This window comes from Rathayibacter sp. VKM Ac-2804, assembly GCF_009866655.1.
Classification (GTDB): domain Bacteria; phylum Actinomycetota; class Actinomycetes; order Actinomycetales; family Microbacteriaceae; genus Rathayibacter.
This window is the reverse complement of sequence record NZ_CP047420.1, coordinates 2218629-2242838: the sequence shown is the minus strand read 5'-3', so window position 1 is coordinate 2242838 and position 24210 is coordinate 2218629. Positions and strand designations below refer to the sequence as shown.

The following is a 24210-nucleotide window of genomic DNA, read 5'->3' as shown; positions in this document are numbered from 1 at the left end:
CGACGACGTCCCTCCGCTCCCGGAGCGGCGCGCGCGCCCCTCAACGGAAGGTCGGGTCCGCCGTGCCCCTCAGCGTGCTGTTCATCGGAGGAACGGGCATCATCAGCTCGGAGGGCGTGCGCCGCGCGCTCGCGGTCGGGCACGAGGTGACCGTGCTGAACCGGGGTCGGACCTCGATCCGCCCGCTGCCCGACGGCGTCCGGACGCTCACCGCCGATGTCCGCGATCCGGGCTCGGTGCGCGAGGCGCTCGGCGACGAGCGATTCGACGCGGTGATCGAGTTTGCCGCCTTCACCCCCGAGCACGTGCAGCAGGACATCGACCTGTTCGCCGGGCGCACCGGCCAGTACGTCTTCATCAGCTCCGCGTCGGCCTACCAGAAGCCGCCGGCGCGACTCCCGGTGACGGAGTCGACGCCGCTGCGGAACCCGTACTGGAGCTACTCGCGGGACAAGATCGCCTGCGAGGACCTGCTGGTCGGCGAGTACCGGCGCACCGGCTTCCCGGTGACGATCGTCCGGCCCTCGCACACCTACGACCGCACCGCGCTCCCGGTCGACGGCGGCTGGACGGTGATCGACCGGATGCGGCGCGGACTCGAGGTGGTCGTGCCCGGCGACGGCACCTCGCTGTGGACGATCACCCACAGCCGCGACGTCGCCGTCGGCCTGGTCGGGCTGCTCGGCGCGTCAGCGGCGATCGGCGAGGCGTTCCACATCACCGGCGACGAGGCGCCCACCTGGGACCGCATCCACCACGACCTCGCAGCCGCCGCCGGCACCGAGGCGCGGATCGTGCACATCGCCTCCGACGCGATCGCCGCCGCCGACCCGGAGCTCGGCGCGGGCATCGTCGGCGACAAGGCGCACTCGATGGTCTTCGACAACGCGAAGATCCGGAGCCTGGTGCCGGCGTTCTCGCCCTCGACCCGCTTCAGCGACGGCGCGCGCGAGATCGTCGAGTGGTACGACGCGGACCCGGCGCGGCGGACCGTCGACGAGCGGACGGACCGGCTCTTCGACGCGCTGATCGAGACGTACCGGCCGCGGGCGCTCTGAGGGCCGGCGGTCAGACGACCGCGATGATCAGGTAGTCGCTGGACGGAGCGGCCGAGGTGCTCGACAGCGCCACGAGGCAGCTGACGATGTACCCCGAGGAGTGGACGCTGAACTGCGGCGGGACCGGCGACTCGCCGTCGCGGAGGCCGGTCGCGTCCGACCAGGCGAGGACGACGACGCCCGGCGTGCGGGACCCGAGCGCCTCGCGGACGACCCAGGGACCGTCCTCGAGGACGAAGTCGGTCAGCACGACGTCGCTGTCGCCCGTGTCGAACGTCACCCGCGCGAGGATGTCGCGCACGGGCTCGCTGTCCTGCGAGGCCGAGACCACCGGGGTGAACTGGCCGGCGTAGAGGTCGCCGCCACCGTTCGTGAGGCCGCCGGAGACGGCGAGTGCGGCGCGGACCTCCCCGGAGGCGGCGGCGAGCGGAGCGGCGGAGGCGGCGAAGAGGACGGGGGCGCTCCACAGGGCGGCGGTCGTCGCGGTGCGGCGCGAGACGGGGCGGGGCGTGGTCATGGGGGGAGGTCCTCTCGGCGGGATCGGCGGCGCGGCGGACACCGGGCGTCACGCTAGCGCCCGCCGGTCAGGCCGGTGCCGGTTCCGCCCGAGTTGTCCCCCGCACGGGGTCACTGCGCGCGCTCGCCACGGGGTCCGGCGCGCGGAAAGTTCACCCGGCTATGCATCTCCGTTCACCCACGGGAGCGGGGATCAGGAGTGTGCTGGGTGAGCCCCTTCTCAGGGGCCCTCACCCCAAGGAGTCCACGACGTGACACGACTGCCCCGCTCCGCGCACCGCGGACGCACCGCACTGGCCCTCGCGGCCGTCGCCCTGGTCGGCGGCGCCGCCCTGGCCGCCCCCGGCGCGGCCACCGCCATCGGTGCGGCCGACCTCTCCGCCACCGGCGGCGCCGCCCGCATCTCCCCCGTCGACGCCGACCTCTCCGACTCGCTGCGCGCGGCGGTGAAGGAGCAGGACGCGAAGAACGTCATCCTCCTGATCGGCGACGGCATGGGCGACTCCGAGATCACGGTCGCCCGCAACTACGCCTACGGCGCCGCCGGCCGCTTCCCCGGCATCGACGCCCTTCCGATCACCGGCCAGTACACGACCTACTCGCTCTACCGCGCCGACGACCCCGCCACCGGCGCGGTCAAGGGCGCCCCGGACTACGTCCCCGACTCCGCCGCGACCGGCAGCGCCTGGGCCACCGGCACCAAGACCTACGACAACGCGATCTCGGTCGACATCGACCAGGAGCGCAAGGACACCCTCCTCGAGATCGCGAAGGCGAACGGCCTGAAGACCGGCAACGTCACCACCGCCGAGATCCAGGACGCCACCCCGGCCGTGCAGGCCGCGCACGTCGACGCGCGCAGCTGCTACGGACCCGACAGCGCCAGCTGCGGCGACGATGCGCTCGAGAACGGCGGACTCGGCTCGATCAGCGAGCAGATCCTCGACACCCGCGCCGACCTCACCCTCGGCGGCGGCTCCGCCACGTTCGCGCAGACCGCGAAGGCGGGCGACTGGGCCGGGCAGACCCTGTTCCAGCAGGCCGACGAGCGCGGCTACCAGGTGCTCGGCGATGCGACGACGGCCGCTACCGCGGACCAGCTCGACGCGCTCACCGTCGCCGACCAGGACGCGCCGGTGCTCGGCCTGTTCAACTCCGGCAACCTGCCGGTGCGCTACGCGCCGACCCCCGCGACCGTCGGCGGCGCCGACGCCGCGCCGCAGACCTGCGTGGCGAACCCCTCGCGTCCCGCCGAGCAGCCCACCCTGCGCGCGATGACCGAGAAGGCGATCGACCTGCTCGACACCGGCGACGAGGGCTTCTTCCTCCAGGTCGAGGGCGCGAGCATCGACAAGCAGGACCACGCCGCGAACGCCTGCGGCCAGATCGGCGAGACCGTCGACCTCGACGAGGCCGTCCAGGCCGCGCTCGCGTTCGCCGAGGCGGACGGGAACACCCTCGTCATCGTCACCGCCGACCACGCGCACTCCAGCCAGATCGTCGACTCGACCCCGCCGACCTCGCTCAGCACCGCGCTGAAGACGGTCGACGGCAGCACGATGAAGGTGTCCTACGGCACGGCCGCCGAGGGCGGCTCGCAGCAGCACACCGGCACGCAGCTGCGCATCGCCGCCTACGGGCCCGGCGCGGCGAACGTCGCCGGCCTGACCGACCAGACCGACACGTTCTTCACCATCACGAACGCGCTCGGCCTGGACCGCGACATCCGGAACCTGAGCTTCGGCGCCACCGCCGAGCTCTCGGGCAGCACCTTCGCCCCCGGAGCCCGCATCACCCTGACCGCCGAGGGCTTCGACGGCGACACGCAGCTCGTCGGCTCCGCGCCGCTCTTCACGGAGCGCACCGCGACCCGCGACCTCGCCGACGGCGCGCTGACCGCCACGGCGAAGGCCCCCACCACCCCCGGGGACTACAGCGTGACGGTCACCGGGGCGCAGTCGGGCAAGGCGATCACCCTCGCCTTCACCGTGAAGCGCTGATCCTCGGGCACTGATCGCAGAAGGGCCGTCCCCGCCGGGGCGGCCCTTCCGCCGTTCCCGGGGCCCGCCTCCCCGTCTCGGAGGCGCGGAGCCCTGGCCCCGCGACCCGCCACCGCCCTAGGTTGGAGGCACCTGCTCCACCCGCACCGAGTTCCGATGGAGGAACCTCATGGCCACGATTCGCAGTCTCCGACGGGCGGCGCTCGCGCTGGTCGCCGTCGCCTCCCTCGGAGTGGCGGGTGCCGCACCCGCCGCCGCGCTCGACTGGCCGTTCCCCGGCGTCCCGAGCGGCGGTCTTCCGTCCGCGCAGGAGCTCCGCGACGCCCTCGGCGGTCCGGTCGTCTCGCCGTCGACGTCGGTCGGCTACGGCGGTGCGGTCTCCTCCGTCGACGCGCTCGCCAGCCGAGTGGGTCTCGAGGTGCTGAAGCGCGGCGGCAACGCGGCCGACGCCGCGGTCGCCACGGCGTCCGCCCTCGGCGTGACCGAGCCCTACAGCGCCGGCATCGGCGGCGGCGGCTACTTCGTCTACTTCGACGCGGAGACCGGCGACGTGAGCACCATCGACGGCCGCGAGACAGCGCCGGCCGGCATCACTCCGGACGCCTTCCTCGACCCGGCGACGGGCGCGCCGTACCCGTTCACCCCCCAGCTCGTCTCGTCCGGAGTCGCGGTCGGCGTCCCCGGCACCGTCGCGACCTGGGACGCCGCGGTCGACCGCTTCGGCACCCTCCCGCTCCCCGTCGTGCTGGCCCCGTCGATCGTGCTCGCGGCCCACGGCTTCCCGGTCGACGAGACCTTCCGCAGCCAGACGCTCGACAACCTCGAGCGCTTCCAGCAGTTCCCCGACACCGCTGAGCTGTTCCTCCCCGGCGGCGACGCCCCGGCGGTCGGCAGCACCTTCCGCAATCCGGATCTCGCGAAGACCCTCGCACGGATCGCCGCCCGCGGGCCGAGCGCGTTCTACGACGGACCGCTCGCGGCCGAGATCGCCGACACGGTCCAGAACCCGCGTCTCGCCGAGGGCTCGACCCTCCCCGCCCCGGCCGGCTCGATGACCGAGGACGACCTCGCCGGCTACTCGGTGGCCGAGCAGGCGCCCACCCACGTCTCCTACCGCGGGCTCGACGTCTACGGCATGGCGCCCTCCTCCTCGGGCGGGATCGCGATCGGCGAGGCGCTGAACATCCTCGAGAATCACGACCTCTCCGCCGAGGACACCGGCAGCGCCCTGCACCTCTACCTCGAGGCCTCGGCCCGCGCCTTCGCCGACCGCGGCGCCTACGTCGGCGACCCGGCCTACGTCGACGTGCCGACCGAGACGCTGCTCAGCCAGGAGTTCGCGGACTCCCGCGACTGCACCATCGACCCGGCGACGGCCTCCACCCGGCCGGTCGCCCCGGGAGCGCTCGACGGCGTCGGCTGCGCGACCGCCCTCACCGCGGAGCAGCCCGACACCGAGAACGTCTCGACCACCCACCTCTCCGTCGTCGACAAGTGGGGCAACGCGGCGTCCTACACGCTGACGATCGAGCAGACGGGCGGCTCGGCGATGACCGTCCCCGGCCGCGGCTTCCTGCTCAACAACGAGCTGACCGACTTCTCCGCGACCCCCGTCGAGGGCGACCCGAACTCCATCGAGCCGGGCAAGCGCCCCCGCTCCTCGATGTCGCCGACGATCGTGCTCGAGGACGGCGCGGTGAAGTTCGTCGTCGGCTCGCCGGGCGGAGCGACGATCATCACGACGGTGCTGCAGACGCTGGTCAACCGCATCGACCTCGGCATGACCCTGCCGGAGGCGGTGGCCGCGCCGCGGGCCTCCCAGCGCAACACCGCGTCGACCTCCGCCGAGCCCGGGTTCATCGAGGCGTACGCCGACGATCTCGCGCCCTTCGGGCAGCAGCTGACGCCCTCGGGCGACACCTTCACCTCGGCCGCGCAGATCGGCGCAGTGGCCGCCATCGAGGTCGACCCCTCCGGCCTGATGACCGCGGCCGCCGAGCCCGTCCGCCGCGGCGGCGGCGTCGGCCTCGTCGTGACCCCGGAGAAGTGACACGGGCGCGGATCAGACCGCCGTCCTCGGGGCAGCTGGGCTCTTGACAGGCCCCTGCGGGGTTGCTCGACCAGCATGCAGAGACACAGGTGTCGCTCTCGCGCATCATGCTGATCGAGTAGCCCTCGCAGAGGGCGTATCGAGATCCACCGTCACCCGGCGACCGGGTCTCGACACGCGCTGCGCGCTACTCGACCCCCACGCACAGGAGCATGCCTCCCTCTCACGGCAGCGCCCCCTCATGCTGATCGAGTAGCCCTCGAAGAGGGCGTATCGAGATCCACCCACGGGACGGCGTCGGCCCCGAGGAGGCTCCGCCCGCGCTTTCTGCCGGGGTCGTCCTGCGCCGAGCGCTCTCGTCGCGAATCCTCGCCGGACGGGATTGCTACCGTCGCCTGATGGCGAGCATCACCTACCCCGCTCCGCTGCGCCCGGGAGCGCGCGTCGAAGTCCCCGCGCCGTCGATGGGCGTGCCGGAGCACCTGCACGAGCGGCTCGATGCGGCTGTCGGAAGCCTCTCGGCCCGCGGCTTCGACGTCCGGGTCCGTCCGCACGCCCTCACGCCCGGACTCGTGCCGGCGTCCGCCGCGGAGCGGGTCGCCGATCTGCACGACGCCTTCCGGACGGGCGACGCGGTCCTGCCGCCGTGGGGCGGTGAGCTGGCGATCGAGCTGCTCGACGCGGTCGACTGGCAGGCTCTGGCCGACGCTCGTGCGTGGTTCGTGGGCTGGTCGGACGTCTCCACCTTGCTCCTACCGCTGACGACGATCACCGGGCTGGCGACGCTGAACGGCGCGAACCTGATGGACGAGCCCTGGGAGCTCCCCCTCGAGTTCGAGCGGTGGACGGACGTCGCGGCCCTCGCGCCCGGGAGCTCCTTCACCCAGCGCGCCGCGCCGCGCCGCCGGGGCCGGCCCTGGGGAGCGTGGGCGGACGAGCCGCTCGACCGCGATCGCGCCTACGAGACGCCCACCCGCTGGCGCTCCCTCGACGGGAGTGCGGACGTCGCGATCCGCGGCCGTCTGATCGGCGGCTGCCTCGAGACGGTCTCGCTGCTGGCGGGCACGCCGTACGGCGACGTCCCCGGATTCGCGCGCCGGCACGCACCGGAGGGGACGATCGTCCACCTGGAGGCGGCCGAGTCCGACGCCGTCACCGTCCTCCGGATGCTCACCTCGCTGCGCCTCGCGGGCTGGTTCGAGGACGCGAACGGCGTCCTCATCGGCCGGACCGGCGGCGGTGCCGTTCCCGAGCTCAGCCAGGACGAGGCGGTGCGTCGGGCGCTCGGTGATCTGAATCTCCCCGTGGTCCTGGACTTCGACACGGGACATCAGCCGCCGCAGCTGCCGCTGGTGAACGGCGCGCTCGCGGACGTCCGGCTGAACGGCGCGAGCGGATCGATCACCCAGCACCTCGTGCCGTGATCGGCAGGAGCGACCGGGCCGGGTTGTCCGGGTACGGTGCCGTGATGAACGCGTCGCGAGAGCTGGTGGACCGCTGGGTGGCGGGGTGGTGCGCATCGCGCGGGATGCTCGCGCGAAGCGACGGGGACGGCCGGCTCGTCGAGGTCGCGGCGGAGACCCGCTCCCGCGAGTACGTGGTCGCCGAGCCGTCGCTGCCCGAGCTGCACCGACTGGCCGCCGCCGTCACCACGCCCGACGTCTGGCTGACGATCGTCGGCGACCTCGACGAGCGCGGTCGCGACGCGGTGGCCGGCCTCGACGCCGTGACCAGCGACGAGCGGATGATGACCACCCGGCTCCGGACGGCCGCGAGGCCGCCGCAGGTGCGGATCGAAGAGAACGGTCGTGTCGCGCACGCCCGCATCGAGGTGGAGGGCGAGATCGCGGCGCGCGGGCAGGCGGCGCTGAGCGGCGGTGACGCCGTCTTCGATCGGATCGAGACGACTCCGCGGTTCCGCCGCCGCGGCCTCGGCGGCCTGGTGATGACCGGCCTCAGCGCCTGGTCGGCGGAGAACGGCGCGACCACGGGACTCCTGATGGCGAGCGTCGGCGGGCGCGCGCTCTACACGAGCCTCGGCTGGACGGAGGTGGCGCCGATCGTCACTCTGCGCGGGCGAACCGGCGGTGGCGCCGGGTCGTCCTGACAGAGCGCACCGATCGTGCGTCGCCGGGTCGGGCGCGACTATCGCTCCTCCACAGACCGGATTCCTCGAGGCTGTCCGATGGTCCGGTCCCGCGCTCGGTGCAGTGTCGGTGGTCCCTGATTCAATACGCGTATGGATGAGTACAACGGAGCAGAAGCGACGGAGGGTCGGCCCGGGGTTGTCGCCGCCGTCGGGGCGGTGCTGGACGTCGCCGCCGACCTCGGCCGCACGTCGGCGAAGTTCCTCCTCGCACGTGCGGAGGCGATGCACCTCGCCTACCGCACGGCACTGACGGTCCCGCAGGAGTTCGCGCGCGGCAGCCGCCTGTCGAGGAGCGAGGCGAGCGACCTCGCCGAGCGGTCGATCCGGGCGGAGTTCGCGGTCAGGCTGCGAGTGTCCGAGCGGGAGGCGTCGAAGGTGCTGGATCACGCGCTCCTGCTGGTCGAGGATCTGCCGCGCACGCGTGCTCTGCTGGCCGAGGGCCGCCTGCTGTGGGAGTCGGGCGAGATCATCGGCGCGACCGCCGCGACCCTGCCCACGACCTCCCGCGCCGCGTTCGACGAGCGCGCGGCGGAGGTCGCCCCGGAGGTGACGCCGACGCAGCTGAGGAGGATCGTCGCCCGCTTGCGCGAGGAGCTGCACGAGGAGCCGCTCACCCGGCGGCACGTCCGCGCTCGCCAGGACCGTGCCGTCTGGGTCGCCTCCGAGGTCGACGGGATGGCGACCTTGTGCGCGCTGCTGCCGGCGCCGGACGCGATGGGCATCGCTGATCGCGTCGACCGCATCGCCCGCATTCTCCGGGACGGTGGCGACGAGCGCACGCTGGCGCAGCTGAAGGCGGACGTCTTCACCGATCTGCTGCGTGACGGCGACATCGCCGGGACCACGCCCGCTGCACCCGCACCGCCTCCCGGGCGGAGGCCGACCACACTCTCGAGTGGCGCAACGGCGGAGAGACGTCCCTCGAGAACCTCGTCTGCCCCTGCACGTCGCACCACCACGTCCGCCACGGCGACCGGTGGACCTACGTCCGCCGCCCGGACGGCAGCATCGTCTGGACCACGCCGACCGGCCGCCTCGTCGTCGTCCGTCCGCCGGCCCTGGCCGGGGCGCCGCCGGGCCCCCGCTTCGAGGACGCACCGCCCCCGTTCTGACGGACGCGGGTCTCGATACGCGCTGCGCGCTACTCGACCAGCATGCACGCGCGCCGCCGCGCTTCCTCCTGCAGGCGTGCCGCCGCGCTCCATCATGCTGATCGAGGGGCCCTCGCAGAGGGCGTATCGAGATCCACCGCTCCGCGAGGCGGCGCCAGCCCGCTACAGCCCCGCGGGCTTCGACGGCGTGCGGAGCCAGGTGTCGAAGAAGGCGGTCAGGTCCTGGCCCGAGACGGACTCGGCGAGGTCCTGCAGGTCGGCCGTGGTCACGTTCCCGTAGCGGTTCTCGGCCGCCCAGCGCTGCAGCAGCGTGCCGAAGGCCGCCTCGCCGATCGTGGAGCGCAGCTCGACCAGCGTGAGTCCGCCGCGCGCGTAGATCGGGCTGTCGAAGAGGCCGAGCGCTCCCGGATCGGCGACCTCCGTCGCCCAGAAGGGATCGTCGGCGGGGATCGCCGCGACCTCGGCGGCGGACTCCGCGACGGTCGGGCCGCCGTCGTGCTCCGCCCACAGCCACTCGGCGTAGGTGGCGAAGCCCTCGTTCAGCCAGATGTCCGCCCACACCCGCGGGGTGACGCTGTCGCCGAACCACTGGTGCGAGATCTCGTGCGCGACGGTCGAGGTGTCGGCGCCGCCCGAGTAGAACGACCGTCCCTGCGTCTCGAGGGCGTAGCCGATCTCGTCGTCGTCGACCACGGCTCCGCCCGAGCGGAACGGGTACGGGCCGAAGACCCGCGTGAAGTAGTCGATGATGTCGCCCTGGCGCGCGAGCGCGGCGTTGGTGCTCGCGCGCGCGTCGCCGGTGATGTCGCGGTCGACGGCGTCGATGCTGACCACTCCGCCCGCGCGCGAGCGCACGAGGTCGTAGTCGCCGATGTTCACCATCGCCAGGTAGCTGGCCATCGGGCTCGTCTCGACCCAGCTGGAGGTGGTCCAGCCGTTGCGGGTGACGGGCGAGCCCACCGGGACGCCGTTCGCGACGGCGGTGCGCCCCTCCGGCACGGTGAGGGTGAAGGAGTAGCGGGCCTTGTCGGCCGGCGAGTCGTTGACCGGGTACCAGGTCGACGCTCCGTCGGGCTCGCTCGCGACCAGGGCGCCGTCGTCCGTCGACCACCAGCCGTAGGGGGCGCCGGTGCCGTCGACCGGGTTGCCGGTCGTGCCGGCGTAGCGGATGTCGACCAGGGTCGGCGCGCCCTTCTTCAACGAGCGGGACGGCGTGATCGTCAGCTCGTCGCCGACCTGGCTGAAGGCGGCGCCGCGCGTGTTCACCGAGACCTTCGAGACCGTCAGCCCGCGCAGATCGAAGGAGAACGAGCTCAGCTCCTGCGTCGGCGCGAGGGTCACGACGGCCCGGCCGGTGAGCGCCCGCGGAGCGGGGTCGTAGGTGAGGAAGAGGCTGTAGCTCAGGGCGTCGAAGCCCGAGCTGCCGAGGCCGGGGAAGTACGGGTCGCCGGAGCTGGTGCCGCCGCTCGTCCCGGCCTTCACGGCCGTGTCGGCGAGGGCGGGAGCCGGGAGCGCGAGAGCCCCGGCGACGAGGGCGGTGGCGAGGAGCGCCGGGACGACACGGCGAGCGGGGGCGGGCATGCGGCACACGCTAGCCCCTCCGCCGGTCGCCGGGTACTCCCCTCAGCGCCGGGCAAGCCCTACGAGCGCCGCTCCAGCGCGGCCAGCAGGTACGGCGCCGTCCGGCTGCCCTCCGCCCGCGCGACCTGCTCGGGCGTGCCCGTGGCGACGATCGAGCCGCCCGCGTCGCCCGCCCCCGGGCCGAGGTCGATCACCCAGTCCGCGTCGGCGACGATCCGCATGTCGTGCTCGACGACGATCACCGTGTTGCCCGCGTCGACGAGGTGCTGCAGGTGGCCGAGCAGCCGGTCCGCGTCGGCCGGGTGCAGACCCGACGTCGGCTCGTCGAGCAGGTAGAGCGTGTCGCCGCGCTGCGCCCGCCGCAGCTCCGAGGCCAGCTTCACCCGCTGCGCCTCACCGCCGGAGAGCTCCGGTGCCGGCTGCCCCAGCGCCACGTAGCCGAGACCCACGTCGAGCAGCGCGTCGAGGTGCCGGCCGATCTCCGTCTCCTCGGCGAAGACCTCGCGGGCCTCCGCCACGCTCAGCGCGAGCACCTCGGCGATCGACCGTCCGCCCCAGGTCACCTCGAGCGTCTCGGCGTTGTAGCGCGTGCCGCCGCACGCCGTGCACGGCGCCTGCACCGTCGGCAGGAAGAGCAGCTCGACCTCCATCGTCCCCTCGCCCTTGCAGACCGGGCAGCGGCCGCTGGGCATGTTGAAGGAGAAGCGGCCGGCCCCGTAGCGACGGCACTTCGCCTCGGGAGTCGCCGCGAAGAGCGCGCGGACGCGGTCGAACAGGCCGGTATAGGTGGCGACGTTGGAGCGCGAGGTGCGACCGATCGGCGTCTGGCCGACCTGCACCACCCGGCGCAGCCGCTCGGCAGGTCCGGTCGCGCTGCCGGTCGTGACGCCGGAGTCGGCGTCGAGCAGCGGGTCGTCGGAGGACGACTCGTCCGGCTCCGGGCTCTCCCCCGCCAGATCGGCCTGCAGGCTCGCGCGCAGCAGCTCCGGCAGCGCCTGATTGACCAGCGTCGACTTGCCCGATCCGGAGACTCCCGTCACCGCGGTCAGCGCCCCGAGCGGGAACGCGACGTCGAGCCCGCGCAGGTTGTTCCGCGCCACGTCGACCAGCCGGACCCGCGCGTCGGGCGTCCGCCGCTCGGGCAGCGGCGGCGTCGGCTCCGCGGTCTCGGGGAAGAGGTAGCGCCGGGTGATCGAGTGGTCCACCTCGCGCAGCCCGTCGAGCTCGCCCGAGTAGACGACGGTGCCGCCGCCCGAGCCGGCCGCCGGGCCGATGTCGACGATCCAGTCGGCCTCGCGGATCACGTCGAGCGAGTGCTCGACGAAGAAGACCGTGTTGCCGCTGTCCTTCAGCGCGCGCAGGATGCCGAGCAGCGCCTCGGTGTCGGCCGGGTGCAGCCCGGTCGACGGCTCGTCCAGGACGAAGACCACGCCGAACAGGCGCGAGAGCACCTGCGTCGCGAGGCGCATCCGCTGCAGCTCGCCCGAGGACAGCGTCGGCGTCGAGCGGTCCAGCGACAGGTAGCCGAGGCCGAGGTCGACGATCGGCGCCATCCGGCCGAGCAGATCCGAGACCAGGCGCTGGGCGGCGAGCCGCGTCTCCGGAGCAAGGGGCGCTCCGCCCACCGGCACCCATTCCGGCTCGAGCACGCGGGTCAGCAGTGCCGCGAGCTCCTCCAGCGGCAGCGCCGACAGCTCGGTGATGTCCAGCCCCTCGAAGCTCACCGCCAGGGCCTCCGGCTTGACCCGCTTGCCGTGGCAGTCCGGGCAGGCGACGCTGACCAGGAAGGTCGCCGCGCGCTCGCGCATCCGGGCGCTCTTGGAGCCGGCGAAGGTGTCCATCACGTAGCGCTTCACCCCGAGGAACGTGCTCATGTACCGCGGCTCGGCCCCTGCCGCCACGGCCGCCCGCACCTCGGCCGGCCCGCGATCCGTCCAGACCGGCACCTGCGGCGACTCCTGCGTGTACAGGATCCACTCGCGCTCCTCCGCCGGCAGCGTCGCCCATGGCACGTCGATGTCGTAGCCGAGCGAGATCAGGCTGTCGCGCAGCTGCTTGCCGTGCCAGGCGGTCGGCCAGGCCGCGAGCGCGCCGTCGCGGATCGAGAGCGAGCCGTCCGGCACCATCAGCTCCTCGGGCACGTCGTAGACGCGGCCGATCCCGTGGCAGGCGGGGCAGGCCCCCTGGACGGTGTTCGCGGAGAAGTCCTCCGCGAGGAGCATCGGCGCGCCCTCGGGGTAGGTGCCGACCCGGGAGAAGACCATCCGCACCACGGACGAGAGTGTGGTCGCGCTGCCCAGCGTCGACCTCGCCGAGCCGCCGGAGCGGCGCTGCGGCAGCGCGACGGCCGGCGGGAGTCCGTCGATCGCGTCGACGTCCGGCACCCCGACCTGGTCGATCAGCCGCCGCGCGTACGGCGCCACCGACTCGAAGTAGCGGCGCTGCGCCTCCGCGTAGAGCGTGCCGAACGCGAGCGAGCTCTTGCCCGAGCCGGAGACGCCGGTGAAGGCGACCAGGGCGTCGCGCGGGATGTCGACGTCCACGTCGCGGAGGTTGTTCTCGCGGGCGCCGCGGACGCGGACCCGGTCGAGGCGGTGGTCGTCGGGAGTGCGCGCAGTCATCCGACCAGCCTGCCCTGTTCCGATGTGCGCTCAGTCCAGGGTCGGGCGGTACGAGCGCACCACCGGGGGCGACTCGAGCGCCTCCCGCTTCACGATGTCGAGGCGCTGCAGCAGCGCGGGGATCGTCGGCGTCATCTCGAGTCGGACCTCGAGTTCGCCGTCCCGGCCGGGCAGGGAGAAGGCGACCTGGGCCGCGGAGGCGCTCCAGACCAGCCGCTCGCGCAGGGGGAGCACGGTCGGCCGCTCCCTGAGTCCGCCGACCTCCGCCAGCACGGCGGCGAGGCGGCGGGCGCGCACCTCGGCCGGCACGTCGCTGAGGAGGTTGGGGCTGAACAGGACGCCGCCGGAGAGCTCCTCCGCCCGCAGAAGGTCGCCGGGACCGGCGATCGCGGCCTCGATCGCCTCCGCTGCCGCCAGCGTCGACGGGTGCAGCGCGATGGTCCGGGCCGGCGGGTCCGTGTCCTCGAGCGCTGCGCGGAGCAGGCCCGTGGCCGCGGCGGCGAGCTTCGCGCCGTTGGTGGTCGCGAAGACCACGACTCCCAGACCCGACTCCAGGTGCCAGCGCATGTTGGAGGACCAGCCGGGCAGCCCGCCGGAGTGGTGGGCGATCGCGCCGAAGCGGACGTCCTGCTCGATCACGAGGCCGAGGCCGTAGGCGGAGCCGTCGAGGGTGCTCTCGCCGACGCGGGGACTGAGGGCGGGCACCGGCGTCCAGCCGCGCTGCATCTCGCGGCGCGAGGCGCGGCTGAGCACCGCCTCGTCGCCGTTCTCCGCGGCGTCGTCGCCCGTGAACGCCGCCGACAGCCACCCGCTCCAGCGCGCGATGTCGCCGACCGTGCTGTACATGCTCGCCGCGCAGGCGCCCACGCCGGTGCCGGTGGACGGGCGGGCGGTCCAGGTCGCGCCCTCGTCGAAGCTGCTGAAGCCCCGCGCGAGATCGGCGCCCGCGGGGTAGGCGCCCACGTCGTAGCGCGTGCTCGCGAGACCGAGCGGCTCCAGGACGGTCCGGGTCGCGAAGGCGACGAAGTCCTCGCCGGAGACGTTCTCGACGATCACCCCGAGCAGCCAGAAGCCGATGTTCGAGTACTGGTAGACCTCGCCGGGCCGCTCCGTGAAGGTCAGCCCGCGCGCGATCAGCTCGAGGAACTCGGCGCGCGGCATCGCCATCACGTGGTCGGCCCAGCCGTTGTCCTCGGGCAGCCCCGAGCAGTTGCTGAGCAGCATCCGAATCGTCACCGGCAGTTCCCGGCCTGCGGCGTCGATCGGGTCCGCGAACTCCGGCACGTGCGCGCTCACCCGGTCGTCGAGGTCGAGCAGTCCGCGGTCGCGGAGGATCAGCACCGCCGCCGCCTCGAAGCTCTTCGACATCGAGGCGATGCGGTGCACGGTGCCGGGTGCGGGCACCGCGCCGTCGAGGCGGTGCTCCCCGCGACCGTGCTGAGCGATCAGCCCGTCGCGGTCGAACAGCGCCCAGCTCAGCGACGGCGCGACCGGCGCCCCCTCGTCGAACCAGTGCGCGAACCTGTCGAGGAGCTCCGGAGTCATCCCCTCATCCTTCCGCACGCGATCCTCGAGCTCGCACGGGGTCGTCCCTGCGCAGCTCCACGAGGATGCGGCGGAGGTGGATCGCGACCAGGACGCCCGGGCCCATGCTCGTCCCGGTCGCCGCGGCACGCGCGTCGACCGCGCGCACGAGCTCCTCGACGGCGCTCTCCGCAGGCTCGAGGGAGCGGTCCTCCGGGGAGTCGCCCGTCACGACCGCGTCGCCGACCGCGTGGCAGGCGGCGCTCAGCGGCGCGGCCAGCTCCGCGTCGAACGGCAGCGCGCCCGGGCGGTCCCAGATGGTGTCCGCCAGCGCGGCTGTCATGTCGCGGACGTGGAAGAGCGTCCCGTCGAGGGTCGCCAGCCGGAGGTGGTCGGTCTGCGAGCTGTGCCGGTGCAGCAGCGCGCGCGGATTGCCCTTCCGGCTCTCGTCGCCGTCGACCAGCGCTCGGCGCACCTCGGCCGCGGTCGCCGCCAGCTGCTCGCCGTTGGTCGACCAGGCCTCGTGCTCGGGCGGCCAGGTCTCCTCCAGGGCGGTGCCCATGTCGTGCAGGTGGGTCGAGAGCTGGCGCTCGAACTCGTCGACCCGCGCGGTCGCGGCCTCGGAGGTGAGCCCCGGGACGACGACGACGTTGACCAGCAGCCCGACGACGACCCCGACCGCCATCTGCACGAGATAGCCGAGCGAGTAGTCCTCCGCGCGCGCTCCTCCGATGATCAGGACGAAGAGCGCCGCCATCGGCACGTACTCGCGACCGGCGCCGAACCAGCCGGTGCCTGAGAGCACGACGCCGATGCCGACGATCAGCGGGATGGTCCACCAGGTCGGCCCGACCGTCACCACCACGAGCACGGCCAGCCCGATCCCCGCCGCGAGGCCGAGCAGCGTCTGCAGCCCGGTCTTCGCCGAGCCCATCAGCGTCGGGTACATGCTGACCAGGGCGCCGAGCGGTGCGTAGTACGGGTACTGCTCCGCGACTCCCGGCACGTGCGGCGCGACGGCCCAGGCGATGCCCACCGCCACGGCGGTCTTCAGCGCGAGGAGCAGCCGCGGGCCGGCGACCGCGTCGCGCCAGGCCCGGCCGGCCCGGGTGAGGCGAGGGCCGGTCACGCCCGGTCGTCGCGGCGAGGGGCGTCGAGCCGCGCCGCGACGTCGGCCGGGAAGCCGCCGGTCGCGATCGGGCTCCAGCGCGTCGGCGTGATGCGCAGCAGCGACTTGTCCTGCAGCCGCATCGCCGCGCGGTACTCGTCCCAGTCCGGGTGCTCGCCCGAGATGCTGCGGTAGTAGTCGACGAGCGCGTCCTCCGCCTCCGGCATGTGCAGCACCTCGGCTTCGCCGTCGACCTGGATCCACGCGTCGTTCCAGTCGTCGGAGAGCACGAGGACCGACGTCGCGGAGCGGCGCTCGGCATTGCGCGTCTTCGCCCGGCCGGGGTAGGTCGAGACCACCAGGCGGCCCTCGGCGTCGACGCCGCCGGACACCGGCGACATCTGCGGCCGGCCGTCCGCGCGGGTGGTGGCGACGAGCATCCGGTGCCGCGGTCGCACGAAGTCGAGCATGCCGTCGCGGTCGACGGCGGTGGTGGTGGAGACGGTTCTGGCCATCCGTCCAGGTTAGCCAGCGAGGCGCCGGAGCCGCGCGCGCTGCTCGCGGAGCACCACGACCAGCGCGGTCCCGGCCGACGCGAGGAGCCACTGCTCCAGCGCGGTGTCGAACAGCGCCGCCGCCGTGCGCGCGGCGAGCGCTGCCTCGGCAGCCGGGACGCCCGCGCGCACCAGCGCGTCGCGCATCGCGTCGGTGAGCAGCGCCGACTTCAGCAGCTCGCGCTCGCGCAGCGCCGGCTCGGACAGCACGACGGCCCGGCGCGCCGCGATCTCGCCGCGCCAGCCCTCCAGATCGCCCGCCGCGACCGTCTCGAGCCCGTGCATCAGCAGCCCGAGCGGATCGAGTCCCGCGGGCGCGCCAGCGAGCAGCCGCGCCACCACCTCCGGGAACTCGCGCTCGCGCAGGAACAGCACGTCGCGCTTGTCGGCGAAGTGCCGGAAGAAGGTGCGGGTCGTGAGCCCGGCGCGCTCGGCGATCGAGGGCACCGTCGTCGCGGAGTAGCCGTGCTCGGCGAACAGCTCCATGGCGGCGCGCTCCAGGCGCAGTGCGGCGTCGGGGGCCCAGCGTGACATGGGTTCAGGCTAGTCGATGACACGACGTGTCATCGGGTGTACGGTGACGACACGTCCTGTCATCGAGCTCTGGAGATCACGTGCCCTCGAACGCCGCCGCCCCGAACACCGCCGCGCGCCTCCCCTCGCCCCGTGCCGACCTCGTCGTCGGTCCCGCCGCGCTGCACGAGCCCGGGCCGGGCGAGCTGCTCGTGCGCAACCGCGCCGTCGCCGTGAATCCGCTCGACGAGGTCAAGCAGTGGACCGGCGACCTGATGTACCGCTGGCTCCCCTACCCCTCGGTCCTCGGCGAGGACGTCGCCGGCGAGGTCGCCGCCGTCGGTCCGGGGGTCGACCGCTTCGCCGTCGGCGACCGCGTCGTCGCCTATGCGGTCGGGATGGAGCGCGGGCGCCGGCACGACGCCGAGGGCGGCTTCCAGGAGTACACGGTCGTCCGCGCGGACCTCGCCGCGCCGATCCCGGCGCAGCTGGCCTACGAGCAGGCCGTGGTGCTGCCGCTCGCGGTCTCCACCGCCGCGACCGCGCTCTTCCAGAGGGACCACCTGGCGCTGCCCCACCCGTCGGCCGCTCCCGTGGCCACCGGGCGGACGGTCGTCGTCTGGGGCGGCGCCACCAGCGTCGGCAGCAACGCGATCCAGCTCGCCGTCGCCTCCGGGCACCGCGTCGTCGCCACCGCCTCGCCCGCCAACCACGCCCGCCTGCGCGAGCTCGGCGCCGACGCCGTGCTCGACTACCGCGGCCCGAGCGCGGTCGCCGACGTCGTCGCCGCGATCGGCGGCGCGGAGGTGGCGGGGATCCTCGCGGTCGGTACCGGCTCCGCCGAGCCCTGCGTCGCCGTCGCGGCCGCCACCGGCGCCCGCCGCGTCGCCCTGGCCAGCCCCTCCGTCTCCTTCGGCTCGCTGCCGCGCCGCGCGGGGCTCTCCCTGTCCTTCGCGCGGACGATGTCGCGCCTGGTCCGGGGGAACCTCGCGCTCCAGCTCTCCGCGCGCCGCCGCGGCATCCGTGCCCGCTACGTCTGGGGCGCCACCCTGATGAGCAACGAGGTCGGGCCGATGCTCTGGCGCGACCACCTGCCGAGCGCCCTCGCCGACGGCCGGCACCGCTGCGCGCCCGAGCCCGAGGTCGTCGGCACGGGGCTCGGCGCCGTGCAGGGCGCGCTCGACCGGCTGCACGCGGGGGTGTCGGCGCGGAAGCTCGTCGTGCTGCTCTGACCGCGAGCCCCCGCGGTGCGCCACTATGAACCGTGCCGCTCCCCTCCCCCGGGCCCTCCGCCCGCTCCTGGCTGCTCGTCGCGCCGTCGCTCGTCGTCCTCGGCTGGGGCGGCAACCAGTTCCTGCCGCTCATGCAGCTCTACCGCCAGCTCGAGGGCTACACGCAGACGCAGGTCACGATCCTGCTCGCCGCCTACGTCCTCGGCATCGTGCCCGGCTTCGCCCTGGCCGGCGGCTGGTCCGACCGCTTCGGCCGCCGGCCGGTGCTGCTCGCCGGCCTCGTGCTGGGGATCCTCGGCAGCGTCGTGCTCGCCTGCTCCCCCGCCTCGGTGCTCGGACTCGGTGTCGGCCGCTTCGTCAGCGGGCTCAGCGTCGCGGCGGGGATGGTCGTCGGCACGGCCTGGATCAAGGAGCTCTCGATCGCGACCGGAGCGTCCTCGGCCGGCGCCCGCCGCGCCTCCGCGATGCTCACCATCGGCTTCGGCGGCGGCGCGGGCGTCGGCGGGGCGCTCGCGCAGTTCGGCCCCTGGCCGACCGTGCTGCCCTACGTCGTGCAGTCGGCGGCCTGCATCGCGGCCGTCGCGGTTCTCCTCCGCGCGCCGGAGACGCGGGCCTACGATTCGTCCGCCGGCCGCCTGACCGGCGAGCTCAGCATCCCGCGCCCCGCCCGCGCCCGCTTCGCCGCCGTCGTCCTGCCGCTCGCACCCTGGGTCTTCGCGGCGCCCGCCCTGTCCTTCGCGGTCGGGCCGAGCCTGGTCGCCGGCCGGCTGCCGGGCCTCACCGTCGGATTCGCGACCCTCGTCACCGTGATCACGCTCGGCTGCGGCTGGGTCACCCAGCTCTTCTCCGGTCCGCTGCTGGTGCTGCTGCGCGGTCGCGGCGCCCTCGTCGGCGGTGCGCTCACCGCCCTCGGCGCCCTGCTGCTGATCCCCGCCGCGGTCGGGCAGGAGCTCTGGCCCGTCCTCGTCGCCGCGCCGGTCTTCGGCTGCGGCTACGGCCTCGCGATGGTCTCCGGCCTCACCGCGTCGCAGGCCCTCGTCGAGACCCGCGAGCTGGCGAGCGTCACCGCCGTCTACTACTCCGTCACCTACGCCGGCTTCCTCGTGCCGGCGATCCTGGCGGCGCTGGCCGTCGCCCTGCCGATGCCGCTGCTGCTCGCGGCGACCGCGCTCGCGATCCTCGCCTGCGTCGCGCTCGCGACCCGTGGACTGCGCCGCCAGCGGGCGGGTCAGAACCGCGCGGCGACCTCGTAGAGCACGTCCTCGTCCCCCGCGTACAGCCCTTCGGCACGCGGCCAGTGCGCGATCACGTCGGTGAAGCCCAGCGCCTCGGCGCGGCCCGACGAGTCGGCGTAGCGGTCGACGCTCTCGAGAGAGTAGTCCGGCCCGGAGTCGAGCGAGAGGTGCCGCTCGATCGAACGCGGGTCGCGCCCGGCGGCCTCGAGCGCGTCGTCGAGGCGCTGCGAGAGCTCGGCGACCGCCGCCCACCACTCCTCGGTGCTGCGGCCCTCCGGACCCGTCGTCACCCAGCCCTGCGCCCGCTCGGCCACGAGCGCGAGGCCCTTCGGCCCGTTCGCCGCGAGCACGAACGGCACGCGCGGCGACTGCGCCGGCTCCCCCACCATCCGGGCGCCGCGCGCGGTGAACCACGCGCCGTCGAGATCGATGCCGCCCGAGCCCGGAGCCTCGTGCCGGAGCAGCACGTCGAGCGCCGAGACGAACTCGACGTAGCGCTCGTGCCGCTCCCGCGGCGAGTGCAGCTCCTGCCCCAGCACCGTCGCGTCGAAGCCCGTCCCGCCCGAGCCGACCCCGAGGACGAAGCGGCCGCCCGAGATCTCGTCGACCGTCGCGATCTCCTTCGCGAACGGCACCGGGTGGCGGAAGTTCGGCGAGGCGACGAAGGTGCCCAGCCGCAGCGTCTCGGTGACGACAGCGGCGGCCGTCAACGTCGGAATCGTCGCGTGCCAGACCTGGTCGGCGAGCGAGCGCCAGGAGAGGTGGTCGTAGGTCCAGGCGTGATCGAAGCCGAGCCCCTCCGCGGACTGCCACTTGCGGCGGGCGGTGGACCAGGGCTCCTGCGGGAGGATGACGATGCCGTGTCGCATCGTCCGAGTGTAGGGACGAACGGGGCGTCGCCTCCCGAGCCTCCGGACCGGCCTTCATGTTTCGTGGAGGCTCTTTTTGTTACTGCTGTGTAAAAGAGCAGCCCTGGAACCGCTTCGTGCGCGCTTCACTTCAACGGCTCGGGTAAGAATTGCTGCACTCTCAACAGAAGCAGTAATTCCTCCCCCCGTGCGCCCTGGAAGGTCATCATGTCCTCTCGCTCCCTGCTCCGCCTGTCCGCCGCCGCCGGAACGGCCGCCCTCCTGCTGACGCTGACGGCGTGCAGCGCGGGTGACGACGCGTCCTCCGCCGGCTCCGGCTCCTCCGCCGGCGTCGCGTCGGAGGTGGACCCGGACGTGCAGGCGCTCGTCCCCGACGACATCGCCGAGGCCGGCGTCATCCGCATGGGCCTGGACGGCGCCTACCCGCCGTTCGGCTCGATCTCCGAGGAGGACGGCGAGACCCTCGTCGGGCTCGACGCCGATCTCGCCCGGGAGATGGCCGCGCTGATGGGCCTCGAGGTCGAGTTCTCGATCACCTCCTTCGACGGTCTCATCCCCTCGCTGCAGTCCGGCACGAACGACATGGCGATGAACTCGATCGGCGACACCAAGGAGCGCGAGGAGGTCGTCGACTTCGTCACCTACTACCACAACGGCACCGTCGCGCTCGTGGAGCGGGGAACCCGATGGACCTCACCGCGACCGCGCTCTGCGGTGCCACCGTCGCGGTGAACCGCGGCTCGCTCCAGCAGTCGACGATGCTCCCGCCGCAGGCCGAGACCTGCGCCGCGGAGGGCGAGGAGGCTCCGACCGAGGCGGTCTTCGCCGGCACCCCGGAGGCCCTGCTCGCCCTCACCGCCGGCCAGGTCGACGCCGTCCTCGCGGACGTGCCGCCGCTCGTGCTCGCGCAGCAGGCGAACGACGCCTTCGAGATCGCCGGCCCCGCGACGAAGAACCCGAACCCCGGCGGCGTCGCGCTGCCCAAGGGCGGCGCCTTCACCGAGGCCGTGCACGCCGCGATGACGGAGCTGATGGCGAACGGCACCTACGACGAGCTGATCGCGAAGTACGGCCTCGAGGACATCGCCATCGAGGAGTCGGTCGTCAACGGAGCGAACAGCTGATGACGGACCTGCTCCCCCGCACCCAGGAGCGGACCGCGCCGCCCGCGATGACCGTGGTGCCCGTGCGCCACTGGGGCCGCCGGATCGTCGCGGGGATCCTCCTGCTGCTGCTGGCCGGCTTCGCCTCGACGGTGGTCACGAACGAGAACTACCACTGGGACGTCGTCGGGCAGTACCTCTTCTCGTCCCGCATCCTGACCGGGCTCTGGCACACCCTCGAGCTCACCGCGATCTCGATGATCGTCGGCATCGCGCTGGGCGTGCTCGTCGCGATCATGCGGGAGTCGACCAATCCGGTCTTCTCGAAGATCGCGTGGCTCTACATCTGGTTCTTCCGCGGGACTCCGCTCTTCGTGCAGCTGCTCTTCTGGGGCTACATCGCAGCGCTCTACCCGACCGTGTCGATCGGGCTGCCGTTCGCCGACGGCCCGCTCGTCGAAGCCGAGATGCGCGAGCTGATGACGCCGTGGCTCGCGGCGGTGCTCGGACTCAGCCTGAACGAGGGCGCCTACATGGCCGAGATCGTGCGCGGCGGACTCGCCTCCATCGACCAGGGCCAGCGCGAGGCCGGCCAGGCGATGGGGATGACCCGGGCGCGGATCCTGCGCCGGATCATCCTGCCGCAGGCGATGCGGGTGATCCTGCCGCCGACGGGGAACAACGTCATCTCGATGCTGAAGACCACCTCGATCGTGAGCGTCGTCGCCTTCCCCGAGCTCCTCTACTCCGCGCAGCTGATCTACGCCGTCAACTACCTGACCGTGCCGCTGCTGATCGTCGCCTCGATCTGGTACCTGCTCGTCACCACGGTGCTCACCGCCGGTCAGCACCTGCTCGAGCGGCACTTCGGCCAGGGGCACGGGCCCACGAGCGCCGGCCGGACCGGCTTCTGGAAGGCCGCGGTGCGCCTGCAGCGGCGGAGTTCCGGAGCCTCCACCCCCGCCGCCGCAGGACCCACGATCACAGGAGGACAGCCGTGAGCATCCAGACCCTTCCGATGGTGCGCCTCGAGGGCGTGCACAAGTCGTTCGGCTCGCTCGAGGTGCTCAAGGGCATCGATCTGACGATGGAGCGCGAGAAGGTCACCTGCCTGCTCGGCCCGTCGGGCTCGGGCAAGTCCACGCTGCTGCGCTGCATCAACCACATCGAGCGCATCGACAGCGGGCGCGTCTTCGTCGACGACCGGCTGATCGGCTACACCGAGCGCGACGGCCGCTTCTACGAGATGAAGGAGCGCCTGGTCACGCGGCAGCGCCAGGAGATCGGCATGGTCTTCCAGGGCTTCAACCTCTTCCCGCACCTGACCGTGGAGCAGAACATCATGGAGGGCCGCGTCGGCATCCAGCGTGTCGCTCCCACCCAGGCCCGGAGCGAGGCGCACGCGCTGCTGGAGCGGGTGGGTCTGCGCGAGAAGGCGACGGCCTACCCGAACCAGCTCTCGGGTGGCCAGAAGCAGCGGGTGGCCATCGCCCGGGCCCTGGCCATGCAGCCGAAGGTGATGCTCTTCGACGAGCCGACCTCCGCGCTCGACCCCGAGCTCGTCGGCGAGGTGCTCGAGGTGATGCGCGACCTGGCCGACAGCGGCATGACGATGATCGTGGTCACCCACGAGATCGCCTTCGCCCGCGAGGTCGCCGACCACGTCGTCTTCATGGACGGCGGCGTCGTCGTCGAGCAGGGCCCGCCCGAGCAGGTCCTGGTCCGCCCGCAGCAGCCCCGCACCCGGGCCTTCCTGCGCGGCGTCCTGCTGGAGGAGAACGAGATCGACGAAGGAGCACGCGCATGAGCCGCACCCGCAGCAGGATCGCCGTCATCGGAGCCGGAGTGGTCGGCCTGTCGGTCGCCGCCGAGCTCGGCCGCCGCGGGCACGAGGTCGTCGTGCTCGAGGCGGGCACCGTCGGCTCGGGGACGTCGAGCACGTCCTACGCCTGGATCAACTCGAACGGCAAGTCGCCGCGCGAGTACTACGACCTCAATCTGCGCGGTCTCGCGCTGATGCACGAGCAGGGCGGCGGCTCCGACTGGTTCGTCGGCTCCGGGCACCTGGAGTGGCCCGTCGACGCGGCGCACGCCCGCGACCTCGAGACGCGCGTGGCGCGCCTGGAGAGCTACGGCTACCCGGTCGAGTGGCTCGACTCCGCCGAGGCCCGCCGCCGCGCGCCCGGACTGCGGATGCCCGACGACCAGCGGGTCGCCTTCTTCCCGAGCGAGGGGTACGTGCATCCGGCCCTGCTGCTGGTCGAGCTGTTCCGCCGCTGCGGGCGCGCCGGTGTCGAGGTGCGCGAGCGGACGCCGGTCGCCGCCATCGAGCCGCAGGGCGAGGGCGCGATCGTGCGGACGACCGACGGCGCGAGCCTCGAGGTCGACACCGTCGTCAGCTGCGTCGGCCGCTGGACCGAGCAGCTCACCGGGATGCTCGGCAGCCCCGTGCCGATGGTCTCGACCGCGGAGGTGGGTGGCGCGGGGGTCGGCTACCTGGCCGTCACCACCCCCGTCCCCGTCGACTTCGCCCCGCTGCTCAGCCACACCGGCCTCAACGTCCGGCCGGCCGGCGGTGGCCGCTTCCTGCTGCAGTCGACCGTGCTCGACGCCGACGCCGACTCCGCCCGCCGCTACGGGCTCGACTCCGAGGTGGCGACGACCCTGCGCGACCGCTTCCGCGCGCTGTTCCGGCACGCCGGCGGCGCCGAGATCGAGTCCTTCGTGGTCGGCCAGCGGGCGATGCCGGCGGACGGCTGGCCCGCGGTCGGCCGCCTCGCACCCGATTCGCCGCTCTACGTCGTCGCCACCCACAGCGGAGTGACGCTCTCGCTCGCGCTGGGAGACTGGGTGGCGCGGGAGATCGACGGCGAGGAGCAGGAGGCGCTCCGCACCTTCCGGCCGGCCCGGCTGCTCGATCCGGCCGCGCGCTTCGCGGCCCCGGTGCCCCGCCTGCCCGGCCAGCAGTGAGCCGCCGAAACGTCC

The 24210-nt window shown here is 73.5% G+C and carries 19 protein-coding genes and 1 pseudogene; 12 read left to right on the top strand and 8 right to left on the bottom strand.

Annotated elements, in window-relative coordinates:
- Positions 1–62 precede the first annotated feature (62 nt).
- Positions 63–1058, top strand: a complete 996-nt coding sequence (locus tag GTU73_RS10550) for an SDR family oxidoreductase (RefSeq protein WP_244231600.1) — start codon at positions 63–65, stop codon at positions 1056–1058.
- 10 nt (positions 1059–1068) lie between these two features.
- On the opposite strand, the gene GTU73_RS10545 is transcribed toward GTU73_RS10550, so the two are convergent.
- On the bottom strand, positions 1069–1575 hold the full coding sequence (locus GTU73_RS10545; protein WP_160089255.1) for a hypothetical protein: 507 nt from the start codon (positions 1573–1575) through the stop codon (positions 1069–1071).
- Between the two features lie 250 nt (positions 1576–1825).
- Here GTU73_RS10545 and phoA point away from each other — a divergent pair, with 250 nt between their 5' ends.
- The 5 genes from phoA to GTU73_RS10520 all read left to right on the top strand — a co-directional run bounded on the left by phoA (position 1826) and on the right by GTU73_RS10520 (position 9165).
- Positions 1826–3574 carry an alkaline phosphatase gene (gene phoA / locus GTU73_RS10540; RefSeq protein ID WP_244231599.1) on the top strand — a complete coding sequence of 583 codons (1749 nt, stop codon included), beginning with the start codon at positions 1826–1828 and terminating at the stop codon, positions 3572–3574.
- Between the two features lie 169 nt (positions 3575–3743).
- Complete coding sequence (ggt, locus tag GTU73_RS10535; protein WP_160089253.1) at positions 3744–5624, top strand: gamma-glutamyltransferase; 1881 nt, start codon at positions 3744–3746, stop codon at positions 5622–5624.
- A 398-nt stretch (positions 5625–6022) separates the two neighbouring features.
- Positions 6023–7048 (top strand): S66 peptidase family protein, encoded by a 1026-nt coding sequence (locus tag GTU73_RS10530; protein ID WP_160089251.1) that lies wholly within the window; start codon positions 6023–6025, stop codon positions 7046–7048.
- Positions 7049–7092: 44 nt separating this feature from the next.
- Positions 7093–7731, top strand: coding sequence for a GNAT family N-acetyltransferase (locus GTU73_RS10525; protein ID WP_160089249.1), 639 nt, complete (start codon positions 7093–7095; stop codon positions 7729–7731).
- A gap of 132 nt (positions 7732–7863) precedes the next feature.
- The gene (locus GTU73_RS10520; protein WP_160089247.1) at positions 7864–9165 is read left to right on the top strand and encodes a DUF222 domain-containing protein; all 1302 of its coding nucleotides are present in this window, start codon (positions 7864–7866) and stop codon (positions 9163–9165) included.
- Here the strand turns inward: GTU73_RS10520 and GTU73_RS10515 are convergent.
- The 6 genes from GTU73_RS10515 to GTU73_RS10490 are packed head-to-tail and all read right to left on the bottom strand — an operon-like array spanning position 9048 to position 16807.
- On the bottom strand, positions 9048–10466 hold the full coding sequence (locus tag GTU73_RS10515; protein WP_160089245.1) for a M1 family metallopeptidase: 1419 nt from the start codon (positions 10464–10466) through the stop codon (positions 9048–9050). The two genes, GTU73_RS10520 and GTU73_RS10515, sit on opposite strands and share 118 nt — an antisense overlap.
- A 59-nt stretch (positions 10467–10525) precedes the next feature.
- Positions 10526–13087 (bottom strand): excinuclease ABC subunit UvrA, encoded by a 2562-nt coding sequence (locus tag GTU73_RS10510; protein ID WP_160089243.1) that lies wholly within the window; start codon positions 13085–13087, stop codon positions 10526–10528.
- 30 nt (positions 13088–13117) lie between these two features.
- Positions 13118–14632: a serine hydrolase domain-containing protein gene (locus GTU73_RS10505; RefSeq protein ID WP_160089241.1), complete on the bottom strand. Its 1515-nt coding sequence runs from the start codon at positions 14630–14632 to the stop codon at positions 13118–13120.
- 4 nt (positions 14633–14636) lie between these two features.
- On the bottom strand, positions 14637–15740 hold the full coding sequence (locus tag GTU73_RS10500; RefSeq protein WP_160089239.1) for an aromatic acid exporter family protein: 1104 nt from the start codon (positions 15738–15740) through the stop codon (positions 14637–14639).
- Entirely contained in the window at positions 15737–16234 is a 498-nt protein-coding gene (locus GTU73_RS10495; protein WP_160089237.1) for a PPOX class F420-dependent oxidoreductase, read from the bottom strand. The genes GTU73_RS10500 and GTU73_RS10495 overlap by 4 nt, the downstream gene beginning before the upstream one ends.
- Positions 16235–16243: 9 nt before the next feature.
- Positions 16244–16807: a TetR/AcrR family transcriptional regulator gene (locus GTU73_RS10490; RefSeq protein WP_160089235.1), complete on the bottom strand. Its 564-nt coding sequence runs from the start codon at positions 16805–16807 to the stop codon at positions 16244–16246.
- Positions 16808–16887: 80 nt separating this feature from the next.
- Between GTU73_RS10490 and GTU73_RS10485 the strand changes: the two genes are divergently transcribed.
- Together GTU73_RS10485 and GTU73_RS10480 are read left to right on the top strand one after the other, a co-directional pair.
- The gene (locus tag GTU73_RS10485; protein ID WP_160089233.1) at positions 16888–18018 is read left to right on the top strand and encodes a zinc-binding alcohol dehydrogenase family protein; all 1131 of its coding nucleotides are present in this window, start codon (positions 16888–16890) and stop codon (positions 18016–18018) included.
- Positions 18019–18050: 32 nt separating this feature from the next.
- Positions 18051–19271 (top strand): MFS transporter, encoded by a 1221-nt coding sequence (locus GTU73_RS10480; RefSeq protein ID WP_160089231.1) that lies wholly within the window; start codon positions 18051–18053, stop codon positions 19269–19271.
- Here the strand turns inward: GTU73_RS10480 and GTU73_RS10475 are convergent.
- Positions 19247–20122: an LLM class flavin-dependent oxidoreductase gene (locus GTU73_RS10475; protein WP_160089229.1), complete on the bottom strand. Its 876-nt coding sequence runs from the start codon at positions 20120–20122 to the stop codon at positions 19247–19249. The genes GTU73_RS10480 and GTU73_RS10475 overlap by 25 nt on opposite strands.
- A gap of 207 nt (positions 20123–20329) precedes the next feature.
- Here GTU73_RS10475 and GTU73_RS19570 point away from each other — a divergent pair.
- From GTU73_RS19570 to GTU73_RS10450, 4 genes and pseudogenes are all read left to right on the top strand, one after another.
- A pseudogene (locus GTU73_RS19570) lies at positions 20330–21246 on the top strand (transporter substrate-binding domain-containing protein).
- Positions 21246–22226, top strand: coding sequence for an amino acid ABC transporter permease (locus GTU73_RS10460; protein WP_160089223.1), 981 nt, complete (start codon positions 21246–21248; stop codon positions 22224–22226). Before GTU73_RS19570 ends, GTU73_RS10460 begins: the two are co-directional and overlap by 1 nt.
- 17 nt (positions 22227–22243) lie before the next feature.
- Positions 22244–23032 carry an amino acid ABC transporter ATP-binding protein gene (locus GTU73_RS10455; protein WP_160091326.1) on the top strand — a complete coding sequence of 263 codons (789 nt, stop codon included), beginning with the start codon at positions 22244–22246 and terminating at the stop codon, positions 23030–23032.
- Complete coding sequence (locus GTU73_RS10450; RefSeq protein WP_160089221.1) at positions 23029–24195, top strand: FAD-dependent oxidoreductase; 1167 nt, start codon at positions 23029–23031, stop codon at positions 24193–24195. Before GTU73_RS10455 ends, GTU73_RS10450 begins: the two co-directional genes overlap by 4 nt.
- Positions 24196–24210 lie beyond the last annotated feature (15 nt).

Excerpts from the sequence above, each read along its gene's own strand:
- GTU73_RS10545 (WP_160089255.1), bottom strand. The coding sequence starts at position 1,575 with ATGACCACGCCCCGCCCCGTCTCGCGCCGCACCGCGACGACCGCCGCC.
- ggt (WP_160089253.1), top strand. The coding sequence starts at position 3,744 with ATGGCCACGATTCGCAGTCTCCGACGGGCGGCGCTCGCGCTGGTCGCC.
- GTU73_RS10530 (WP_160089251.1), top strand. The coding sequence starts at position 6,023 with ATGGCGAGCATCACCTACCCCGCTCCGCTGCGCCCGGGAGCGCGCGTC.
- GTU73_RS10525 (WP_160089249.1), top strand. The coding sequence starts at position 7,093 with ATGAACGCGTCGCGAGAGCTGGTGGACCGCTGGGTGGCGGGGTGGTGC.
- GTU73_RS10520 (WP_160089247.1), top strand. The coding sequence starts at position 7,864 with ATGGATGAGTACAACGGAGCAGAAGCGACGGAGGGTCGGCCCGGGGTT.
- GTU73_RS10515 (WP_160089245.1), bottom strand. The coding sequence starts at position 10,466 with ATGCCCGCCCCCGCTCGCCGTGTCGTCCCGGCGCTCCTCGCCACCGCC.
- GTU73_RS10510 (WP_160089243.1), bottom strand. The coding sequence starts at position 13,087 with ATGACTGCGCGCACTCCCGACGACCACCGCCTCGACCGGGTCCGCGTC.
- GTU73_RS10505 (WP_160089241.1), bottom strand. The coding sequence starts at position 14,632 with ATGACTCCGGAGCTCCTCGACAGGTTCGCGCACTGGTTCGACGAGGGG.
- GTU73_RS10495 (WP_160089237.1), bottom strand. The coding sequence starts at position 16,234 with ATGGCCAGAACCGTCTCCACCACCACCGCCGTCGACCGCGACGGCATG.
- GTU73_RS10490 (WP_160089235.1), bottom strand. The coding sequence starts at position 16,807 with ATGTCACGCTGGGCCCCCGACGCCGCACTGCGCCTGGAGCGCGCCGCC.
- GTU73_RS10475 (WP_160089229.1), bottom strand. The coding sequence starts at position 20,122 with ATGCGACACGGCATCGTCATCCTCCCGCAGGAGCCCTGGTCCACCGCC.
- GTU73_RS10460 (WP_160089223.1), top strand. The coding sequence starts at position 21,246 with ATGACGGACCTGCTCCCCCGCACCCAGGAGCGGACCGCGCCGCCCGCG.
- GTU73_RS10455 (WP_160091326.1), top strand. The coding sequence starts at position 22,244 with ATGGTGCGCCTCGAGGGCGTGCACAAGTCGTTCGGCTCGCTCGAGGTG.
- GTU73_RS10450 (WP_160089221.1), top strand. The coding sequence starts at position 23,029 with ATGAGCCGCACCCGCAGCAGGATCGCCGTCATCGGAGCCGGAGTGGTC.